General features: G+C 69.1%; 16 protein-coding genes. 12 read left to right on the top strand and 4 right to left on the bottom strand.

Annotated elements, in window-relative coordinates:
* Positions 1 to 365 precede the first annotated feature (365 nt).
* Positions 366 to 1,520, top strand: a complete 1,155-nt coding sequence (locus tag D472_RS0121415; protein ID WP_017606499.1) for an acyl-CoA dehydrogenase family protein — start codon at positions 366 to 368, stop codon at positions 1,518 to 1,520.
* A gap of 10 nt (positions 1,521 to 1,530) precedes the next feature.
* Here the strand turns inward: D472_RS0121415 and D472_RS0121410 are convergent, their stop codons facing one another.
* Positions 1,531 to 2,301: a 4'-phosphopantetheinyl transferase family protein gene (locus D472_RS0121410; protein ID WP_017606498.1), complete on the bottom strand. Its 771-nt coding sequence runs from the start codon at positions 2,299 to 2,301 to the stop codon at positions 1,531 to 1,533.
* A gap of 102 nt (positions 2,302 to 2,403) precedes the next feature.
* On the opposite strand from D472_RS0121410, the gene D472_RS29350 reads away from it, so the two are divergent.
* From D472_RS29350 to D472_RS0121385, 5 genes are all read left to right on the top strand, one after another.
* Positions 2,404 to 2,538: a hypothetical protein gene (locus tag D472_RS29350; RefSeq protein ID WP_275040613.1), complete on the top strand. Its 135-nt coding sequence runs from the start codon at positions 2,404 to 2,406 to the stop codon at positions 2,536 to 2,538.
* Positions 2,539 to 2,592: 54 nt separating this feature from the next.
* Positions 2,593 to 3,399, top strand: coding sequence for a DeoR/GlpR family DNA-binding transcription regulator (locus tag D472_RS0121400; RefSeq protein WP_017606496.1), 807 nt, complete (start codon positions 2,593 to 2,595; stop codon positions 3,397 to 3,399).
* Between the two features lie 151 nt (positions 3,400 to 3,550).
* On the top strand, positions 3,551 to 4,375 hold the full coding sequence (locus D472_RS0121395) for a polyprenol monophosphomannose synthase (RefSeq protein ID WP_026117940.1): 825 nt from the start codon (positions 3,551 to 3,553) through the stop codon (positions 4,373 to 4,375).
* Between the two features lie 33 nt (positions 4,376 to 4,408).
* Positions 4,409 to 4,915, top strand: a complete 507-nt coding sequence (locus D472_RS0121390) for a hypothetical protein (protein WP_017606494.1) — start codon at positions 4,409 to 4,411, stop codon at positions 4,913 to 4,915.
* Between the two features lie 127 nt (positions 4,916 to 5,042).
* Complete coding sequence (locus D472_RS0121385; RefSeq protein ID WP_026117938.1) at positions 5,043 to 5,339, top strand: hypothetical protein; 297 nt, start codon at positions 5,043 to 5,045, stop codon at positions 5,337 to 5,339.
* On the opposite strand, the gene D472_RS0121380 is transcribed toward D472_RS0121385, so the two are convergent.
* The gene (locus D472_RS0121380) at positions 5,327 to 6,898 is read right to left on the bottom strand and encodes an MFS transporter (protein ID WP_026117937.1); all 1,572 of its coding nucleotides are present in this window, start codon (positions 6,896 to 6,898) and stop codon (positions 5,327 to 5,329) included. The genes D472_RS0121385 and D472_RS0121380 overlap by 13 nt on opposite strands.
* Positions 6,899 to 7,498: 600 nt before the next feature.
* Here D472_RS0121380 and D472_RS0121375 point away from each other — a divergent pair.
* From D472_RS0121375 to D472_RS0121355, 5 genes are all read left to right on the top strand, one after another.
* Positions 7,499 to 8,812, top strand: coding sequence for a sensor histidine kinase (locus tag D472_RS0121375; RefSeq protein ID WP_017606491.1), 1,314 nt, complete (start codon positions 7,499 to 7,501; stop codon positions 8,810 to 8,812).
* The gene (locus D472_RS0121370; RefSeq protein ID WP_017606490.1) at positions 8,787 to 9,446 is read left to right on the top strand and encodes a response regulator; all 660 of its coding nucleotides are present in this window, start codon (positions 8,787 to 8,789) and stop codon (positions 9,444 to 9,446) included. The genes D472_RS0121375 and D472_RS0121370 overlap by 26 nt, the downstream gene beginning before the upstream one ends.
* Positions 9,447 to 9,596: 150 nt before the next feature.
* Positions 9,597 to 10,301, top strand: coding sequence for a 3-oxoacyl-ACP reductase FabG (gene fabG, locus D472_RS0121365; protein ID WP_017606489.1), 705 nt, complete (start codon positions 9,597 to 9,599; stop codon positions 10,299 to 10,301).
* A 27-nt stretch (positions 10,302 to 10,328) separates the two neighbouring features.
* On the top strand, positions 10,329 to 11,126 hold the full coding sequence (gene fabI / locus D472_RS0121360; protein WP_017606488.1) for an enoyl-ACP reductase FabI: 798 nt from the start codon (positions 10,329 to 10,331) through the stop codon (positions 11,124 to 11,126).
* A 37-nt stretch (positions 11,127 to 11,163) separates the two neighbouring features.
* Positions 11,164 to 11,925, top strand: a complete 762-nt coding sequence (locus D472_RS0121355) for an SDR family NAD(P)-dependent oxidoreductase (RefSeq protein WP_017606487.1) — start codon at positions 11,164 to 11,166, stop codon at positions 11,923 to 11,925.
* 39 nt (positions 11,926 to 11,964) lie between these two features.
* Here D472_RS0121355 and D472_RS0121350 read toward each other — a convergent pair whose 3' ends face one another.
* Together D472_RS0121350 and D472_RS0121345 are read right to left on the bottom strand one after the other, a co-directional pair.
* Positions 11,965 to 13,722: a helix-hairpin-helix domain-containing protein gene (locus tag D472_RS0121350; RefSeq protein ID WP_017606486.1), complete on the bottom strand. Its 1,758-nt coding sequence runs from the start codon at positions 13,720 to 13,722 to the stop codon at positions 11,965 to 11,967.
* Between the two features lie 131 nt (positions 13,723 to 13,853).
* A complete protein-coding gene (locus D472_RS0121345; protein WP_017606485.1) occupies positions 13,854 to 14,369 on the bottom strand; it encodes a MarR family winged helix-turn-helix transcriptional regulator in 516 nt (171 codons plus the stop codon).
* A gap of 103 nt (positions 14,370 to 14,472) precedes the next feature.
* Here D472_RS0121345 and D472_RS0121340 point away from each other — a divergent pair.
* On the top strand, positions 14,473 to 15,076 hold a 604-nt coding region (locus D472_RS0121340; protein WP_017606484.1), incomplete at its 3' end, for an LLM class flavin-dependent oxidoreductase.

The following is a 15,076-nucleotide window of genomic DNA, read 5'->3' as shown; positions in this document are numbered from 1 at the left end:
CGGCCGGTTCCTCCAGCCGTACCGGTGACTTCTCGGCCGAGGGTGATCGGCGTCCGGCGCCACGTGCAGTGGTTCCACCGCGAGCATCGCCCGAGCCGACGGTCCGTCCGTGGGCGGGGCATGATCCACGTGGTCGATGGTGGTCGTCTGCCCGCGCTGACGTCGTGCACCGGGTCCTCCATGCGTGGAATCCAAGCTTCGAGCCGCCTTCGCGCGCAGCCGGGCCGAATCGAGCAAGTGTGGAGGCGCACCGTCCGTGGGATAAGGTTCCTGGGTCACAATATAGTTGGACGACCTACTAAATCGCGGCCACCCCGCGAGGAACGGTCCCACCCGAACCCGGGCGCACAACCGTGGGAGGACTCATGGCGGTCGAACGCACGCTGCACACACCCGAGGCCGAACAGCTCCTGGAGCTGACCGAGGAGATCGTGGCCAAGGAGATCTCCCCACGCGTGGCCGAGGACGAGGAGAACTCCGTCTTTCCACGCCAGGTCTTCACCACCCTGGGCCAAGCGGGCCTCCTCGGTCTCCCCTACCCCGGCGAGTACGGTGGCGGCGATCAGCCCTACGAGGTCTACCTCCAGGTCGTGGAGGAACTCGCCCGCGGTTGGCTCGCGGTCGGTCTAGGGGTCAGCGTGCATACCTTGTCCTGCTACCCCCTGGCCACCTTCGGCAGTGCGGAACAGAAGACCGCGCACCTGCCCGACATGGTCGGTGGAGGACTCCTGGGCGCCTACTGCCTGTCCGAGACCACCTCGGGCTCGGACGCCGCCGCCATGAACACCCGAGCCGAGACGACCGAAACCGGATACCGGATCAACGGTGCCAAGGCGTGGATCACCCACGGCGGTCACGCGGACTACTACGCGCTCTTCGCCCGTACCGGGACACCGGACTCCGGTGCGCGGGGCATCAGCTGCTTCCACGTACCCGCCGACGCCTCCGGTCTGAGCTCGGCCGCCCCCGAACGCAAGATGGGCATGCGTTCGTCCCCCACGGCCGGAGTGCTGTTCGACGACGTCGAACTGGGTACCGAGGCGCTGATCGGTGAACGGGACCGCGGCTTCGGGATCGCCCTGTCGGCCCTGGACTCGGGACGTTTGGGCATCGCGGCCTGCGCCGTGGGGCTGGCCCAGGCCGCTCTGGACGCCGCCGTCTCCTACTCTCGTGAACGCCACCAGTTCGGCAGCGCGATCGGTGACTTCCAGGGACTGAGCTTCATGCTCGCCGACATGGCCACCCAGGTGGCGGCCTCTCGTGAGCTCTACCTGTCCGCCGCCCGTCTGCGTGACGCGGGACGCCCGTTCGGCAAGCAGGCCGCCATGGCCAAGCTCATGGCCACCGACACCGCCATGAAGGTCACCACCGATGCCGTCCAGGTGTTCGGTGGCTACGGCTACACCCGGGACTTCCCGGTCGAGCGTTACATGCGCGAGGCCAAGGTCCTACAGATCGTGGAGGGAACCAACCAGGTGCAGCGCCTCGTGATCGGTCGTCACCTGGCGAAGGAGGCCTGACCCGCAGGGTTCAGCCGTGCAGGAGGCGGGCGGTGTGCTCGCTCGGGTGCACCGTCAACTCCACCGACCGATCGGTGAGCACCGCCAACGCCGACCGGTACCCGGGGCCGCGCTCCAGGTCCGCCATCCAGGTGGAGGCGGGGCCGCCCTCGCCCTCCCAGGCCACCAGACGCGCCTCGGTGTGCGGTGGGGTGACCGCCACCCTGCGCAGGCCGCCGGACAGACCCAGCCCGGTCGCCTTCAACAGGGCCTCCTTGCGCGCCCAGTAGCCGAAGAACGCCTCCACTCGATGGGGCTCTGGCAGGGCGTCCCACGCCCGTCGCTCTGCGTCGGCCAGGGTGTAGGCGGCCAAGCCGCCCAGGTCACGCGAGTCCGCCACCCGTTCCACGTCCACTCCCACCGGGGCGCCCTCGGCCAGGGCCAGGGCCACCCACTCACCGGAGTGACTGATCGAGACCTCCCATCCCTGGGCCGGGCCCACCGGTACCGGCTTGCCGTGCGGCGCCTTGTCGGCCTCGCCCGCTCCGGTGCGGACCTTGTCCTCACACGAACGACAGCGCAGGTCGAACTCCACCTTTTCGGGGGGGCATCCGACACGTTCGGCCAGGGCCAGTCGGGCCAAGGCTCGGCCGAGCAGATGACGCTCACGGTCGGCCTGGAGACGAAAACGCGTGTTGCGGACACGCTCCTGCTCGGTCAACAGGCGTAGGAGACGATCACTCGCGGTGGAGGTGTGAGCCCACCACACCGTGGACACGAGGGGAGCGGAGCCTTGGGTCATGCCCCCCATTGTGGCTGATCTTCCGCACGTTCGGTGGTGTGAGGTCAAGCGAAACGGGGCATTCGGTAAGTGGCAGGTCAGCCCGCCCCCTTGGAGGCTCAGATGTCTGTCATGGTGTTGTTCGGAGCCGGAGCCCTCATCGGACTCGTCGCCCTCACCGCCGTCGTCCTGGTGACCCTCTTGACCGAGAGGCCACGGACTCGGGAGACGAAGCACCGCGACCGCTCCGTACTCTAGGTCGGTCCGTGCGGCCGGCCGCACACCACCGACGACGAAAGAGAGCCCGCGTCCATGGCCGAGGAGATCCGTCCGGCGTTCGCCGCCGAGCGTCGGGAACGCATCCTGGAGCTGGTTCGGGCCAGCGGCAGCATGTCCCTGCGGGACCTGGCCACCAAGGTGCGGGCCTCGGAGGTGACCGTCCGCCGTGACGTGCGCGCCATGGAGGCCGAGGGACTGCTCGACCGTCGCCGGGGCGGGGTGGCCCTGCCCGGCCGAATCGGTCATGAACAGAGCTACACCGGAAAGAGTGGGCAATGCGCGGCGGAGAAGGCCGCCATCGCCACGGCGGCGGCGCGCCTGGTCCGGCCGGGGGACGCCATCACCATCGGCCCGGGCAGTACCGCCGAAGCATTGGCGCGTGTCCTGCGTGGCCATGGTGACCTGACCGTGGTCACCAACTCCCTGCGGGTGGCCGACGTCCTGGCGGGTACGGCCGGAGTGGAGGTCGTCATGACCGGTGGAACCGTCCACGCGCCCATGCGGGCCCTGGTGGGAGCCCCCGCCGAGGCCGCCCTGGCCGGGCTCCGGGTCAACCGGGCCTTCCTGTCCGGCAACGGGGTGAGCGCGGACCGTGGCCTGAGTACCCCTAATCCGGGTGTGGCCAGTGTGGACCGGGCGTTGTCGGCCTGCGCCGAGGAGACGATCGTGTTGGCCGACCACACCAAGATCGGTGCGGACACCATGGTCCCCACGGTGGCCCCGGAGGACATAGCCCACCTGATCACCGACTCCAACGCCGACCCGGAGGTACTACTGACCCTGGAGGAGATGGGCGCCCTGGTCCACGTCGCCGTGGTGGCGGACGAACGCGGGCATTGAACCACGTTTCCACCCTGCCGGGCGGAGAAGGCGCGCTCCCTCGATTCGCGCCCACTTGTGCGTTGAACACCCATGAGTGATCCTGTACACACCCTACTCGCCGGTATCGCCAGAACCGATTCGATCGTCACGACGCCAGGAGCCGCCGCGCATGTCCTCCCGACCGACGCACCCGGAGCACCTCCCGTCCGGGCCGGTGCGCATCACCCCCGAGCCGGTGGCCCTGCCCGAACCTTGGCGGAGTTCCCGCCTGACCGTGGTCGTGCCCACCTACGACGAAGCCGAGAACCTGCCGATCCTGGTCTCCCGACTCGCCGCGCTGGACCTGCCCGAACTGCGCATCGTGGTGGTGGACGACAACTCGCCCGACGGCACCGGCGAGATCGCCGACAAACTCGCGGTGGAACTCGCCGGCCGACTCAGCGTGGTCCACCGCACCACCAAGGACGGACTGGGTCGCGCCTACGTGGCGGGCATGTCCCGTGCCTTGGACGATGGGGCCGATTACGTGGTGCAGATGGACGCAGACCTCAGCCACCCGGTGGGGTACCTCCCCCAACTCTTGGGAACCCTGCACTCCACCAACGCCGGTGTGGTCATCGGTAGCCGCTACGTACCCGGTGGCAGCCTCTCCGAGGCCTGGGGGCTGCGCCGTCGCCTGCTCAGTGGCTGGGCGAACGCCTACGTCAAGACGGTGCTGTCCATCCCGGTGCGCGACGTCACCGCCGGCTTCAAGATCTGGCGGGCCTCGGCCCTGAGCGCCTTGGACCTGCCGAGCATCGAGAGCACCGGTTACGCCTTCCAGGTGGAGATGCACTATCGGGCCTACCGACGGGGCCAGAAGATCGTGGAGATCCCCATCCACTTCGAGGACCGTGTGGTCGGCCAGAGCAAGCTCGACGGGGCGGTCGCCCTGGAAGCGGCACTGCGCCCGCTGCGCCTGCGCCGCTCGGAGAACGGTCGTCACCAACGCTGATCCGAGGTCGGTCGATACGCCGACGTCCGGTGGATGTCCTCACATTTCCTTGTCACCTCCCAGAACCTGGGTACCAAGGAGAAAGAGGAGGTGGACGCGATGGTCGACAAGCACTACGACGTGGACACCGACATGGGGGACGACCCGGAGCTGAGCCAGGCCGAGGAGATCGAGCGGCGCATCGAACCCGACTACGACATCCAGCAGTACGACTTCAAGGATGACGATAGCCGTGGCGGCCGTGGTATCGACGAGGCCGTGCGGGACGAGCGCAGTGACGTCTACCCCAAGGAGAACTGGGGAGGACAGACCCGGGGCTCCGAGGAGGAGGCCCTCCAGGTGGTCGATGACGGTTCCGCCGTCGACACCGGGGAGGGAGCCGCCGTCCGGGACGGACGTTTCGAACATCCCGAGAGTGGTGCGGTGCAGGACGAGTTCTCGCCCGCGACCCGCCATGGGCGGCCGGACCGGACCCGGGACCAGCAGGGCTACGTTCCGGACGCGGACAATCCCGCCGATCCCCATGAGCCCGACGCCTGAGCGACCACGCCGGGCCCCGGAGCCCCCGACACGGACTCCGGGGCCCGGCGCGTTCCCGCCCTACCCTTCACAGGGGCGTGAACCGGTGCGATGATCGAGGTCACACCCGGTGCAGGAGGCGAGCGACGTGAAGGAACGTCCCTACGAAGTGGACCTCGACCTGGGAGACGATCCACAGGCGACCGAGATCGCCCAACGCCAGTGGGCACTCGATAGTGACTACAACATCCTCGACTACGAATTCGAGGCCGAGGACAGCCGGGGCCGGTTGGGCATCGAGCAGGGCCTGCGCGCCGAACGTCTGGGAGTGGCCGTTCCACGCCAACGTTGGGGTGGCGAACGCAGTGCCGAGGAGGAGGCCTTGACCGTGGTCCCCGACCCCGAGGCCGTCAGCGATCGCCCACCCGAGGGTTACCAGGACTGATCCGGCGTACCGGAGGAACGACCGTCCTCGCGGGTGCCCGCGATGGACCCTGGACAGGCGCGCAACGGAGGCCCCGAAACCCCGCAGAACCGCTGCGGACGCTCAGCGAGCGGTTCCTTCGCGGTATCCCCCGCCTCGGGCATGCGCCCGCGCGGTAGGAACAAGGCACACAACGAGGCCGCCACCGCCAGTCCCGCCAGGATGAGCAACGCGGTACCGAAGTGCTCGGCCAATCCCGTGGTGCCGCTCGTCTCATCGTGTTTCCCGCCGATCCCGGCCAGGGCGGGGATCGCCGCGACACCGATCAGCTGCCCGCCCCTTGCGACGGTGTTGTTCACCCCCGAGGCCAGACCGGAGTGGCGTTCGGGTGCCGACGCCAGCACCGTCGCGGTCAGTGGCGCCACCGTCATGGACATGCCCAGGGCCACGAGCAACACCCCTGGGAACACTTCTGGTACGTACGGGGCGTCCGGGCCCATACGTGAGAGCAGGAACAGGCCGGCGGCCAACACCAAGGGGCCCGCCACCAATTGCGGCCGGGGGCCGATCCGAGAAGCCAGCTGCCCGGACCGGGCCGAGAGCAGCAGCATCATGATGGTCAACGGCAACGAGGCCGCCCCCGCGGCGATCGGCGAGTAACCCGCGACCTCCTGGAGGTAGATGACCATTAGGAACAGCAGGGTCCCCAGGGCCGCGTAGAGCACCACCGTGGCCGCGTTGGTCACGCTGAAGGGAACCGACCGGAAGATGTCGAGCGGCAGCATGGGCGCACGTCGCCGGCCCTCCAGCAGCAGGAACGCCACCAGCGCCGACACGCCGACCGCCGTGCTGGTCCACACCGCCGGTGTACCGCCTTGGGCTCCCCATTGGATCAGCGCGTAGGTGATACCGCCCAAGGCGATCACCCCCAGCAGCGCGCCACCGTAGTCCAGGCTCCTTGAAGCCGAGGCGTCATGGGACTCGGGCACTTTGAATCGGGCGATCAGCAACACCAGCACCGCGAACGGCAGGTTGATGAGGAAGATCAACCGCCAGTCACCGATCTGCACCAGCCATCCGCCCAAGAAGGGGCCCACAGCGGCGGCCACACCGGTCAACCCTGACCACGCGCCGATCGCCCGAGCTCGATCGTCCTCGCGAAACCCCGCTTGCAAGATGGCGAGGCTTCCCGGGGTCAAAAGCGCCCCACCCACCCCTTGGAGGATCCGACCGGCGATCAACCAACCCAGCGTCGGCGCGAACGTGCACAGGGCCGAGGCCAAGGCGAACAACGAGGTCCCCGTCATGAGCAGGCGAACTCGGCCGAACCGGTCGGCCAACGATCCGCTCAGCAGGATCAGCGCCGACAACGTCAGCATGTAGCCGTTGACGATCCATTGCAGCCCGGACAGTCCGGTGCCCAGGTCCCGCTGGATCGCCGGCAGAGCGACCGTGACCACCGTCGAGTCCAGGAGAGCCATTCCCGACCCCAGAACCGTCGCCGTCAGCATCCACCGTGCGGCGGGCGTTCCCCAGGCCACCCCTCCGGCCGAAGCCGGCGTCGAGACCGATCCGCTCATGGCGCCCCTCCCCCGCCACACAAACTAGTACGCGGATCCCCATCCGCAGGTGAGGGTCCACGCCGTGTTCTGGAGGCCTCATGCGGACCGGCGCTCCGATTGCTCGGAGGCCAGAACGCCCGCGATCGAGGTCGCGGAGGGGCGGTACCGCGGCCGGCGGACCGGCCAGGAACGCCACCGCGACGAACACCGCGACCCGGGCGCCGGGAATTCGGTCGAAGCCAGGAGGGCAGGGCGGGTTCGCCTAGGTCGTGTTTTTTGGATGCTTTCGGTCGGCTCGGCGCTTGCGCCGACCGATGCGAGCGGCCGTCCACGCGATCTCTGGCCAGACGATGAGCGAAGGTCGGCCCGGGTTCGGCCGTTTGAGCGACATCGGCGCCGCCAGAGGCGGCGTGGTGGCCGCGAGCCCGGAATGATCCAAAAAAACAGGACCTGAGTGGGGGTGGGGCTCCTACTTTCGTCGGGGGCGGAGCGGTGCCCGGCGTCGGTCGAAACCTTTAACGACCTGCGAGGATGGAGAAAGTCAAGGTCCTGATCGGGTCTGGCCCGGCCTTGGACGGGCAGGAAGGGAGCCCGCGCTCCCGACCTAGACTCGGGTGGGTGAAAGCCTGGTTGAGCGAACGCGCGAACCACCTCATGGCGTTGGCGCGTTACAACGGGAGATGGTGGTGGCAACGCCGGTCGCGTATGGCCGACTGGTCCTTGGCCCTGTCCACCCTCCCCTTGAGCGGGCTAGCGATGCTGGTCGGGATCTCCGGTGGACTGGGGCGGCTCTCCGTCCCACTCGGGGCGCTCTTCCCCGCCCTCTCCGAATGGGTGGCGTGGATCCTGGTGCTGGGAGTGCTGTGCTTCGTGGTGCCCGGGGTCCTGGCCTCGGTGACGATGCTCTGGAGACGCAGCAGACCCCAGTGGCTCCTGCTGGCCGGCCTGCTCATGTTGTTGCTGTACGGCAACCCGGTCCCGCTCATGGTGGGCTTGTACTCCTACCCGGCCTTCTTCGACGACCGCAAGGTCCTCGCCGGCTGGTTCGCCCTGGGATGTCTGGTCCACGCCTCGGTCTTCAACAGCATGATGAGCCAATTCCTGATGACCGGGATCGTCGCGCTCGTCCTTCCCACGGTCGCGGGCCTGTGGATCGGTACCCGGCGTCAACTCATCGATCGGCTCAAGGAACGCGCCGAACGCCTTGAACGCGAACAGCACATGATGGCCGAACAGGCCATCACCGCCGAACGCACTCGCATCGCTCGCGAGATGCACGACGTGGTGGCGCACCGGGTCAGTCTCATGGTGTTGCACGCCGGTGGTCTGGAGGTCTCGGCCACCGATGACCGCACCATCGAGGCGGCCGGACTCATCCGCACCACCGGACGCGAGGCCCTGACCGAACTGCGCGGCATCCTGGGGGTACTGCGCGAGGGGTCCGGTGACGTCGCGCCCACCGCGCCCCAGCCGGTCCTCGATGACCTGGACCGTCTGCTCTTCGAATGGCGTGGGGCGGGGATGCGGGTGAGTCGCCAGGAGAGCGGGCAACGGCTCCGAGCACCGGTTCAGGTCCAGCGCACCGCCTTTCGCGTGGTGCAGGAGGCGCTGACCAACGCGGCCAAACACGCCACCGGCGCGGTGGTGCGGGTGCGGCTGCGTCATGCCCCGAGGGTGTTGGAGGTGGAGGTGGCCAATGGCCCGGCCTCGGCTCCGCTCCACCCACCGCCCAGTGGTGGATACGGGCTGATCGGGCTGGGTGAACGCGTCGCCTTGGTCGGTGGCCGGATCAGTGCCGGCCCCTGTCCGGACGGCGGGTGGCGGGTACGCGCTATCTTGCCGGTGGGGGAGGAGACCGAGCCCACCGGCGTCGAGTCGTACAACACAGAGGAAGAGGGCACCGAGGGTGATCCGTACGCTCCTGGTCGATGACGAACTCCTGGTCCGATCCGGACTGCGGATGATTTTGGAGTCGGCCCCCGAGATCGAGGTGGTCGGCGAGGGTGACAACGGTGACGACGCGGTGCGCCTGGTCCAGGAGACGCGTCCCGACGTGGTCCTGCTGGACATCCGGATGCCGGGTACGGACGGGTTGACCGCCGCCGCCCGTATCTGGGACCTGCCCCATCCGCCCAAGGTGGTATTGCTGACCACCTTCGACCTGGACGAGTACGTGCACAGCGCGCTGCGGGCCGGGGCGGTGGGTTTCCTGCTCAAGGACACCCCACCGCGTGAACTCATCAACGCGGTGCGCACCGTTCACGAGGGCCACGCCATGCTCTCGCCCAGCGTCACCAAACGCATGCTCGAACGTTTCGCCGCGCCGGCCCCCGGCGACTCCGCGGCCGGGCGAGAGGAGGCCCTGCGTCGGTTGTCGGTATTGAGTGAGCGTGAACGCCAGGTGCTGGTCGCGGTGGCCGAAGGCAGGTCCAACGCCCAGGCGGGCCGTGTCCTGGGCATGCGGGAGACCACCGTCAAGGCCCACGTCAGTCGCATCCTGTCCAAGTTGGGGATGGCCAATCGGGTCCAGGCCGCCATCCTCGCCCATGACGCGGGTTGGGCCTGATAGGCGCCTCGTCGATGATGGTTCGAGGGCTTTGTCCGCCGTGTCCTCAGTTGCGGCTACTGGCCGGTAGCTCGGTACGCTGCAAGGCGATCCCCACCCGAGCAACACACATCGTGGCTGTTCACGGCCACAACAAGAAGAGGAGCCCCTATGTCGCGTTCGGTACTGGTCACCGGTGGCAACCGCGGAATCGGACTGGCGATCGCCCGTGAACTGGCCGCGAACGGCGACAAGGTCGCGGTGACCCACCGCTCCGGTGAGCCCCCGGAGGGTCTGTTCGGTGTGCGCTGCGACATCACCGACTCCGCCCAGGTCGACGCGGCCTTCAAGGAGGTCGAGGAGGCCCACGGGCCGGTCGAGGTCCTGGTGGCCAACGCCGGAGCCAACAAGGACCAACTCCTGGCCCTGATGAGCGAGGATGACTTCTCCTCCGTCCTGGACACCAACCTCACCGGTGCCTTCCGGGTGGCCAAGCGCGCCGTGCGCGGCATGATGCGCAAGCGCTTCGGCCGCATCGTCCTGATCTCCTCCGTGGTGGGCCTGCTCGGTTCGGCCGGTCAGGCCAACTACTCCGCGTCCAAGGCCGGCCTCGTCGGTTTCGGACGGTCCCTGGCTCGCGAGCTCGGCTCGCGCAACATCACCGTGAACGTCATCGCCCCTGGTTTCATCGAGACCGACATGACCGGAGCCCTGCCCGAGGAACGCCAGGTCGAGATCAAGAAGAACGTTCCCTTGGGTCGTTTCGGCGGCACCGAGGACATCGCCAGGACGGTCTCCTTCCTCACCGGCCCCGGCGGCGACTACATCACCGGTGCCGTGATCCCGGTCGATGGCGGCCTCGGCATGGGCCACTGAGCGGCCCCAGAGAAGAAACGGACCGTCATGGGAATCCTCGAAGGTAAACGCATCCTCGTCACCGGGGTGCTCACCGACTCCTCCATCGCCTTCCACGTCGCCCGCCTGGCCCAGGAACAGGGCGCCACCGTCGTCCTCACCGGCTACGGCCGACTGGGCCTGGTGCGACGCATCGCCAAACGCCTGCCCCAAGAACCCCCCGTACTGGAACTGGACGTCACCGACGACGACCACCTCTCCACCTTGGCCGAACGCGTCGGCGAACACGTCGACGGGCTCGACGGCGTCGTCCACTCCATCGGGTTCACCCCCCAGGACGCACTGGGCGGCAACTTCCTCAACACCGAGTGGAGCGACGTCGCCCAGGCGATGCACACCTCCACCTTCTCGCTGAAGTCCCTCACCACCTCCCTGCTGCCGCTCATGGGTCGGGGCGGATCGGTGGTCGCCCTGGACTTCGACAACAGCGTCTCCTACCCCATCTACGACTGGATGGGTGTGGCCAAGTCCGCGCTGACCTCCACGGCCCGCTACCTCGCCCGGTACGTGGGCGAGCAGGACGTACGGGTCAACCTGGTCTCGGCCGGCCCGCTGAGCACGATGGCCGCGCGCAGCATCCCCGGGTTCGAGGACCTGGCCAGGCACTGGCCCGAACGTGCCCCGTTGGGCTGGGACGTGAAGGACCCCGAACCGGCCGCCAAGGCGGTCGTGGCCCTGCTCTCGGACTGGTTCCCCGCCACCACCGGTGAGGTCGTCCACGTCGATGGCGGCTTCCACTCCACCGGCGCTTNNNNGCGCCTCAGCGTCGCCCGCCGCGATGGGTAGCATCGAGGCCGCCAAGGATCACTGGAGAGGTGGACGTATGGATCTGGGATTGTCGGGCGCCAGGGTCGTGGTGACCGGGGCCAGCAGGGGGATCGGCCGCGCCATCGCCCAGGTCTTCGCCGAGGAGGGCGCCGACCTGGCGATCTGCGCACGCACCCCCGGACCCTTGGCCGAGGCCGCCGGGGAACTCGGCTCCACCGGGGCCGAGGTCTTCAGTCGTGCCCTGGACGTGACCGACCACGAGGCGCTGCCCTCCTTCGTCGAGGACGCGGCCACCGCGCTCGGCGGGCTGGACGTGTTGGTCTCCAACGTCTCCGGCGGTAGCGCGCCCACCCCCGACCAGTGGCGGCGCGGCTTCGACGCCGACCTCATGCCGTTCGTGCGCCTGACCGAGGCGGCCAAGCCGCACCTGATGGCCTCCGAACGCGGCGGTTCGGTGGTGTTGGTCTCCACCACCTCCGCGCTGCACGTCACCCGACCGGCCGGGGCACGCTCCTATGGCGCGGTCAAGGCGGCGCTCAATCACCACGCCGCCTCGCTGGCCCGCGAGTGGGCGCCCGAGGGCCTGCGGGTCAACACCGTCTCGCCCGGTCCCATCGAGTTCCCCGGTGGCGGCTGGGAACGGCGCAGAAAGAACGATCCGGAGTTCTACGAGAGCATCCGCGAACGCATCCCCTCGGGCCGTCTCGGCCGCCCGGAGGAGGTGGCCCGTTCGGTGGCCTTCCTGGCCTCCCCGGCCGCCACCTTCGTCACCGGCCAGAACCTGGTCGTCGACGGCGGCTTCCTCGACCGGGTCTGAAGGCGAGCCCGGCTCCGGACCGTGGTGTCGGTGCCTTGGTCAGCTCTCGCGCAGGATCTGCACCAGCCGGGTGGTGCGTTCGGGCGCCAGGTTCTCGCGTACACCGCTCTCCAAAGCGCCGTCGGTGGCGTCCACCAACGAAACGTGCCGCACGGCGCGGGTCAACGCCGTGTACACCTGTGGGCGCGTGACCGGAACCTGGGGGCCGAACACCGCGACCACCGCCGGCCAGCGTCCACCGTGCGCCGCCGCCACGGTGACCGCCCAGCCGTGACGCAGCGCGGTGGGGTCGGCCACCGTCACCCGGGAACCATCGGCCAACTCCACCACGGCGCCCTCGGCGAACTCGCGCAGATAACCCGTGTCCCCCGGACCGTACCCGGGCCCTTCGGTGACCACGAGTACTCGGTCGCCCACGTCGAAACCACCGTGTGCCCCGGGGCCGGGGTTCAGCCTCTCCTTACAGGCGACGTTGAGCGCCCGGGCCCCCACCGGACCGTCCTCTCGGGCGGCCACCACCTGGACGCCCTCGGGGTCGATGCCCAAAGCTCGGGGAATGGAGTCGGTGACCAGTTGCCTCACCCGATGCGCTGCCTCCTCCGCGGAGGAGGCCGGGACCCGCACCACCTCACGGTCGGGGGCGGCCACCTCGGCCCACTCACCACCGGCCACCGCGGTGGCGGTGCGGGCGAGTGGGTCGGGGGCGGTGTCGTCGGCCAGGGCGCTCACGTGTGCGGTTCGGGAAGTGGCCACGTCCACCACCACCCGGCCCGGAGTGGCGGACGGTGCCTGGTCGAAGTCGGCCAGCAGGACCAGGTGTGCGCCGTCGGCGCAGATGGAGACCAGCTCGGCCATGCGAGCGGTGCCCACCGCCATCGACTCGCACAGCACCACGATGCCCGCTGCCAGGGGGGCCTGCGCCGCCAGGGCACTCAGTGACACCGCGCGCGGCGATGCGTCCGTCTCCTGGCCCTCGGGGCCCGCTTGGGCGCGCACCGACTCCAAGGCGGCGTTGATCGCGGCGGCGGTCTGCGCGGTGGAGGCGGCCACCGCGATGCCCACCTGGCTCTCGGTGGCGATCGCGGCCAAGGCGTGCAGCGCGCGGGCGACCTCCGCGTGATCACCGGGACCGTGCCGCACCACCGTGACAGGGCGCAACGCCACCGTCACCAGGGCCTGACGGGTCGATTCGGACAGATCGAACCTGCCGCGTGTGGCTGCGGCTTCGATGGTCTCCGCGGCGGTGAGCGAGTCCATCACCGGGTCGTTGGCGGCGATCAACCGGGCCAGTTGTGCGCCCAGCCGCTGTTCGGCGTGGCCGACGTCGGGCAGGGCGTAGAAGCGCTCGGGGTCGGGCGGATCGGGAACACCGCCCTCGGTGAAGTCGAAGTCGTCGTCGGACTCGTCGGTGCTCTCGAACAGGACGACCTGTTCGGCCGCCACGGCGGCCTCCAAGGCGGCCATCGGGTCGGTTATGCCCAGCTTCTTGACCACCGTGGCCAGACGCTTCTCCTCCACGGTGGTGTGTCCGCGTCCGGCGGCGGTGCGCAGGGTGTGCCGGACCAGGGCGGCCAGGCGGCGTGGATCGTCGGGCCGGGCCGCCTCACCCAGGTGACGGCGGGCACAGTAGTCGGCCTGCTCCAGGCTCACCCCCGGCAGACGTAGCAGGAGCCAGGGGTCGGCTTCCAACGCGGCGGCGGGCTGTGGGCCCAGCACGGACGCCAGGCGTGGTGCGAGGGTGCTCGGGGCACCCATCCGGTCAAGGACGGCACTGACCTTCTCGACGGCCTCGGACACCGGTTCCCCTCGTCAGGTGGTGGGTGGGTTCCGGGCGAGCCTATCGACTCATGACGACGGTTCGGCGTGGCGCCGACCGGCCCCGGCCAGGAGCTTGACACCGGTGCCCGAGACGGCGACCGGAAAACCCCTCAGCCGGCTTCGGCCTCCTCGGCTCGGCCGGTCACCTGGAGAACCGCCTCGCAAGGGTCGATGTCGGGGGCGGCGCGTTGCACGGCGATGGCAGCGTCGCTCGCGGCGGAGCGGAACAGGGCGCGCTGTTGGGGAGGAAGTCCGCCCAAGAGCCGTTCCTCCACGTGGTCGACCAGGGAACGGGCCTGTGCCAAGACCACCTGGCCATGGTCGGTGATGCACACCCGGCGCGCCCGACGATCGCGCGGGTCGACCCGCCTGCGGACCAGGTCGGCGGCCTCCAGGTCGTCGAGCAGATAGGTCATGACACTGCGGTCGATGAGCAATCGTTCGGCGAGGCCGGCCTGGGTGGGAGGTTCGGAGCCGATGGTGGCGCAGAGCACGTGGTAACCGCGGCTGCCGTGCGGCAGTTCGGCCAGCGCCCTCTCCACGTGCTCGTGCCAGCGGCGGAGCAGTACGGCCAGGGACCAGCCCAGGTTGTGGTCGAAGACGTCGGCCGGGGTGGTGGGGCTCATGGCCCCACGTTACCAGGAACAGTTTTCTCATCAGATAAGTTGTGAAAAACATCGTTTGCCGTACAAATGATTCAGGTATCCGTTCGTGCCCGAGGAGCCACCCATGACCGACTACGGCCATCGCCTGGAGTTCGGTACCTTCATCACACCGACCGCTCAGGACCCCGAACGCGCCGTCGGACTCGCCGAACTCACCGAGACCGCCGGCCTGGACCTGGCCTCCTTCCAGGACCACCCCTACAACCCGGACTTCCTCGACACCTGGACTCTGCTGAGCTGGGTCGCCGCACGAACCGAACGCCTTCGCGTGGCCGGCAACGTCCTCAACCTCCCCTTGCGGCCCCCGGCGGTCCTGGCCCGTTCCGCCGCGAGTCTGGACCTGCTCTCCAAGGGCCGTTTCGAACTGGGGTTGGGCGCCGGCGCCTTCTGGGACGGCATCCATGGCATGGGCGGTGGCCGTCGCACCCCCGGACAGGCCGTCGACGCCCTCTCCGAGGCCATCGACATCATCCGCGCCACCTGGGACACCGATGAGCGCGGCGGTGTGCGAGCCAACGGCGAGCACTACTCCGTCCACGGTATGCGGCGCGGCCCCGCTCCCCGCCACGACGTCGATATCTGGCTGGGCGCCTACAAACCCCGAATGCTCCGCCTGGTCGGAGCCAAGGCCGACGGTTGGTTGCCGAGCCTGGGCTACCTCGACCCCG

Source organism: Nocardiopsis alkaliphila YIM 80379 (genome assembly GCF_000341005.1).
GTDB classification, from domain to species: domain Bacteria; phylum Actinomycetota; class Actinomycetes; order Streptosporangiales; family Streptosporangiaceae; genus Nocardiopsis; species Nocardiopsis alkaliphila.
This window is presented reverse-complemented; position numbering and strand designations above follow the sequence as displayed.

Coding starts and splice junctions, on each gene's coding strand:
- D472_RS0121380 (WP_026117937.1), bottom strand. CDS start 6,898: ATGAGCGGATCGGTCTCGACGCCGGCTTCGGCCGGAGGGGTGGCCTGG.
- D472_RS0121415 (WP_017606499.1), top strand. CDS start 366: ATGGCGGTCGAACGCACGCTGCACACACCCGAGGCCGAACAGCTCCTG.
- D472_RS0121410 (WP_017606498.1), bottom strand. CDS start 2,301: ATGACCCAAGGCTCCGCTCCCCTCGTGTCCACGGTGTGGTGGGCTCAC.
- D472_RS0121345 (WP_017606485.1), bottom strand. CDS start 14,369: ATGAGCCCCACCACCCCGGCCGACGTCTTCGACCACAACCTGGGCTGG.
- fabG (WP_017606489.1), top strand. CDS start 9,597: ATGTCGCGTTCGGTACTGGTCACCGGTGGCAACCGCGGAATCGGACTG.
- D472_RS0121390 (WP_017606494.1), top strand. CDS start 4,409: ATGTCCTCACATTTCCTTGTCACCTCCCAGAACCTGGGTACCAAGGAG.
- D472_RS0121355 (WP_017606487.1), top strand. CDS start 11,164: ATGGATCTGGGATTGTCGGGCGCCAGGGTCGTGGTGACCGGGGCCAGC.
- D472_RS29350 (WP_275040613.1), top strand. CDS start 2,404: ATGTCTGTCATGGTGTTGTTCGGAGCCGGAGCCCTCATCGGACTCGTC.
- D472_RS0121400 (WP_017606496.1), top strand. CDS start 2,593: ATGGCCGAGGAGATCCGTCCGGCGTTCGCCGCCGAGCGTCGGGAACGC.
- D472_RS0121395 (WP_026117940.1), top strand. CDS start 3,551: ATGTCCTCCCGACCGACGCACCCGGAGCACCTCCCGTCCGGGCCGGTG.